Raw genomic sequence first — 1,654 nt, forward strand, 5'->3', positions numbered from 1 at the left:
CCGCCGCCCGCGGCGCGGCCCCCGCGCGCCCGGCGGCCGCGGCGCCGCCGCCGCCGGTTCGCCACGCTCCTCGTGCTGCTCCTGGTCCTGCTGGTGGCCTACCCCCTCGCGCTGGGCTGGAAGGGGTGGTCATCGGTGCAGCACGTCGCGGCGACCTCGACGGGCGCGCGCCCCGCGGCCACACCGGGCTCCACGTACCTCATCGTCGGCAGCGACTCGCGCGCCGGGATGTCCGAGGAGGAGCTCAGCGCCCTGTCCGCGGGCGGCACCGACGGCGTGGGCCAGCGCACCGACACGATCATGCTCATGCACGTCCCGGCGGGCGGTGGGCCGGTCGCCCTCATCAGCGTCCCGCGCGACAGCTACGTCCCGATCCCCGGTCACGGCCGGAACAAGATCAACGCGGCCTTCGCCCTGGGCGGGCCGCAGCTGCTGACGCAGACGATCGAGGACGTGTCGGGTCTGCGCGTCGACCACTACGTGGAGACGGGGTTCGGGGGGTTCGCCAGGATCGTCGACGCGGTCGGCGGGGTCGAGATGTGCCCCGCGGTGGCGGTGGACGACGTCCGCGCGGGCCTCGACATCCCCGCGGGCTGCCAGCAGATGGACGGGGCGACGGCCCTCGGCTACGCCCGCTACCGCTACTCCGACCCGCTGGGCGACCTGGGCCGGGCCAACCGGCAGCGGGCGCTGCTGGCGGCGATCACGACGAAGGCCGCCAGCCCCGCGACGCTGCTCAACCCCTTCCGCGCGTTCCCCCTCGCCGCGTCGGGCGGCTCGGCCATCACCGTCGACGACGGCACGGACCCGCTCGCCCTGCTCACCTTCGTGCGCGGCATGCGCGCCGCGGCCGGCAGCGACGGCATCTCGATGACCGTCCCCGTCAGCGACCCCGCGCTCCCGACGTCCTCGGGCACGGCCGTGAAGTGGGACAGCACCAAGGCGCTGCAGATGTTCGCCGACCTGAAGGCCGACGACACCGGGGCCCTGCGCGCGCTCGTCGCGGGCTGACCGGCGCGGGCTGACCGGCGCGGGGTCGCCCGAGCCCTCGAGACCTCCAGCCCTCAGGCCCGCAGCGACCGCGGCTGACCGGCGGGCAGCACGAGCGGGGCCCCGGCCGCGCCGGCCGCCGCGGGCACGGTGAGGGCCTCGACCAGCACCTCCAGCGCGGCGGCGACGTCACGCGCCCGCTCCGGGCCGATGAGCTGCAGCAGGGCGTCGGTGCTCCGCAGCGTCATCGCCTCGACGTGCTCGAGGACGGCGCGGCCGGAGTCGGTGAGCTCGACGTGCCGGTCGCCCGGGCGCAGCGGCGCCGCGCGCAGGTGCCCCTGCTCGCCCAGCCGGTCCAGCCACGCCTGCACGGTGGCCGTGTCCGCGCCGACCTGCCGCCCGATCGCCCGCGCGTGGACGTGGCCCTGGTCGACGGCCTGCAGCACGAAGAGCACCTGGCGCCGCAGCCCCGTCGCGTGCTCGACCGCCTCGAGCAGGGGCTCGGCCACAGCCTGCAGCCGGCCGATGCGCAGGAGCAGGTCGTCGGCGGCCGCGAGGTCGTGCGGCGGGGTGTCGACGAGCCCGCGCAGGACCAGCGGGTCCACGGTGCGGAGGTCGCCCTCGCCCACGACGAGGTCGCGGGACGGCGCGGACGGGTGGGCGG

1 protein-coding gene and 1 pseudogene are annotated in these 1,654 nt (G+C 77.0%); one reads left to right on the top strand and one right to left on the bottom strand.

The window, feature by feature from the left end; translation table 11 throughout:
* Positions 1-1,011, top strand: a 1,011-nt coding sequence (locus GTR02_RS21625) for an LCP family protein (RefSeq protein WP_205709800.1), incomplete at its 5' end; no start/stop codon positions are given.
* Between the two features lie 53 nt (positions 1,012-1,064).
* On the opposite strand, the pseudogene GTR02_RS21630 reads toward GTR02_RS21625, so the two are convergent.
* Positions 1,065-1,654: pseudogene (locus GTR02_RS21630) on the bottom strand (hypothetical protein); the annotation flags it as partial.

The organism is Kineococcus siccus (assembly GCF_009906795.1).
Lineage (GTDB): Bacteria > Actinomycetota > Actinomycetes > Actinomycetales > Kineococcaceae > Kineococcus > Kineococcus siccus.